3 protein-coding genes are annotated in these 2,891 nt (G+C 46.1%); all 3 read right to left on the bottom strand.

The genetic code is table 11. From position 1 onward, the window contains the following. Positions 1-188: 188 nt before the first annotated feature. The 3 genes from HMPREF1316_RS03235 to HMPREF1316_RS03225 all read right to left on the bottom strand — a co-directional run bounded on the left by HMPREF1316_RS03235 (position 189) and on the right by HMPREF1316_RS03225 (position 2,823). On the bottom strand, positions 189-1,889 hold the full coding sequence (locus HMPREF1316_RS03235) for a hypothetical protein (protein ID WP_021725495.1): 1,701 nt from the start codon (positions 1,887-1,889) through the stop codon (positions 189-191). A gap of 70 nt (positions 1,890-1,959) precedes the next feature. After that, positions 1,960-2,355: a hypothetical protein gene (locus HMPREF1316_RS03230; protein WP_021725496.1), complete on the bottom strand. Its 396-nt coding sequence runs from the start codon at positions 2,353-2,355 to the stop codon at positions 1,960-1,962. Positions 2,356-2,361: 6 nt separating this feature from the next. Beyond that, positions 2,362-2,823, bottom strand: coding sequence for a helix-turn-helix transcriptional regulator (locus HMPREF1316_RS03225; protein ID WP_021725494.1), 462 nt, complete (start codon positions 2,821-2,823; stop codon positions 2,362-2,364). Positions 2,824-2,891: the final 68 nt, after the last annotated feature.

The following is a 2,891-nucleotide window of genomic DNA, read 5'->3' as shown; positions in this document are numbered from 1 at the left end:
CCCAAACGCTTGCACCAACTTTTCCGACACTAGGATCATCAACGCCCTGCCGCACATCAGGATCGGCGGGCTCATACGCGTGAACCGCAGGATGATACAGCACGAGCTCCTCGACAGGGGCGAGCTGCAGTAGGAGCGCGTAGAGACAGGACAATGGACCATAAGAAACGCGGGCGAGTACAGGAAAACTAGTAGTCGAGGTCCTTCTCCTCTACTAGGTTTGGTCCTACATACCGCCCGTCTTCAAAAAGCTTAACCTTTCTTTTGGGTTCAAAATGCACATTTGCCGTAGGTGAAATTCCAAGACTTCCAAGCCAGATTCTCCTTGGCATATGCTCTTTTTTAAATTGATAGACTGTGCCAGTCGGAAGCTCCTTTAGGTAGAAGCCAGAGTAGACAACATACCGTCCTTCAACAATATGCGCATACGGGTCAGGGCAACCGCAACACAATAATTCGTCACCGTTTCCAGCATCAACCATATACAGTCGAGAAGTGTGATAGTTAACGTATTCGCACATTTTGTAGTAGTCATCATAGAAAGAAAGGTCTGGCATTCCAAGCAATTTTTCTGAAGCTTCATCAAACTCGTGGGACCCAAGCAAAAGGAATATCACTCTGAAAGTTGAAACCCGTATTTCATCGATACGTGCCATATCGTGAATATTTTTCTTGTGCAAATAATCATTTCGCATATTGGCATAATCAAATAGTGCTTCACGTATATATGTTTTTGCCTTGTAGTCAACGTTGCTTGGAAAAATATCAAGGCTCTTCTTATAATAGAGGGCCATTGAGCCAAGCGATGTATCTATCTTGCAATTCTCAATGTTCGCATCATCAAGTGCCACCTGCTTCTTCGAGGTAGCTGATTTGATTTCCAAGCCATTATTTCTATAAAGGTAGATAAGCTCATACATAAGTTGCTCCACGGCTTTGAAATAGCCAACACCAATCGCCGTGAGATCGATTGCTCCTGCCTTACTCATGGAGTCCCTTAACCACTCCGCAGTAACAAAGCTTTCGGCAAAATCCTTGGTACCAACCATCATCATGTAATGCTTTCGCTCAAGGAACTGCTCAAGAATAACTCGATAGCTGCTCTCTTCTAAGACGACCGTCTCATCGAATCTATTAGTGATTGGCGTGCATGCATCTCTAAAGTCAAACTGAAGAAAATGACCTTGGGCTATCATATGAAAGTTCGTCATAGCGTTTGGAGTAAGGGCTCTCATCTGAATGAAGCCAAGATAATTCTTGGCTTCGCGGATATAAGCCTTTACATACTTCATGAAACAATTACACTCATCCGAGCCAAAATAAGTCTCAAAAAGCCACTTTACTGAGTACAGATTATAGCCACGCCCAGGATCGTCTTCATTATCGTCATGGCCTATAACCTGCATGTATGCCTTATCAAACATAAGGTAAACGTATTTGCAGCAAGACACTTTTTTCGACTTTAGAAGCTTATTAACATCTTCCGGTTCGTGACTCTTATTTTTCCAAATTGGAGATGACTCCATCTCTTTAAAAAGTAATAGTGTATCTTCTCTCTTCAGATGTATTCCAAAGGTGACTTGCGGTCCATTTTCCTCCTGATTAGGAACTACGAAAAGCTCCTCTTCGTAACCATAATCATGAAATAGCGTCTTGACAATAACGCTGAAGCAATCAATCGATATGGCTTTTGCATCCCTCGCGATGGCCTCACGTGCGCTTATCTCTCTGAAACCGAGATCGAACATCTCCTGTTGTTCGACAGTATCCCAGCCCAGTAGTTGAATTTCAGGAAGCTTGTCATGGGGGTCTCTGCACAGCTTAATCTTCTGCAGGGCTTGGCCGAACAGACTCCGGTAAAGCTCTTCATGATTTTTACGCTCTTCCATAGTGCAGTTTCCCCAGTTCGATACACAAAAACAAAATGCCTGGCCAACAGTAGTGTTTTTCCGATGTCCACTACCCCAGCGCGTCGATTTTCTCGATGAGCTTCAGCTTCGTTCCTTTCGCGATCGGGTACCCATCGATTTTCTCCTTGATGGAATCCGTCGACTCCCCCCGGTTCTCGAGCTCTTCTAGAACTGCCGCAAAGACCTTCTCAAACCCAAACTGTGACAGGCCCTTTACAAGAAACGCAGATATTATCAATGTCAAAACGCCGCCAATCATTCCGCCCGGACCAATCGCCGACAGGGCTGCAGTAAAAGCAGCGGCACCGGCATAGCCCGTCGCATTAATTGCAAGAATCAGGACAAGCCCGGGGACGCCCAGGCCCGCAACCGTAGAACCAATCTCATCCAGTGGTACGTCCATCTCACGTGTAGGCTTTTCTGGTTTCAACCCGATCACCTTCATGACCTCCTATCCTTTTGAATTCTTCAAAGCACTTTGTACCGCTCGCACTACAACCGGAGTCAGTACGCCACCCATCTGCAGCAATGATGCGAACAATTTCAAAGTGTTCCTATTGGATGCAAGCGTTTTTGTCATGGCACTCTGGGTCTGTACTGCCGAGGATTCGCGAGGCTCCTCCATATCCTCGACGGAGGCCTGTTCTTCCTCGATTGGCTCGTCAACGAGCGCCTTCAGCACGGTTGCTAAGCCCAGGTTCTCGCTATCAATAATCTCTTGGTTAAGCACGGTTCGTATGGCGAGGTATTGAGTCTTAGAGAGCGCCGTCTTCCCACGTTCCAAGTTGCTGATTGTTTGCCTCGTCACGCCTATAGAGTCGCCAAACTGCTCAGCAGTCCAGCCGGCAACCCTTCGAATCGCCCCTAGGTTGTCCTGCATCTGCTTAATCTTCTTCTGGTCGACTGTCTCCATCCAACCTCCTCACGCTGTCAGAGATATTACTAAAATACAAACATAATGTCAAGTTTTTTACTTTATGA

Source organism: Olsenella profusa F0195, from assembly GCF_000468755.1.
GTDB lineage: Bacteria > Actinomycetota > Coriobacteriia > Coriobacteriales > Atopobiaceae > Olsenella_F > Olsenella_F profusa.
This window is presented reverse-complemented; position numbering and strand designations above follow the sequence as displayed.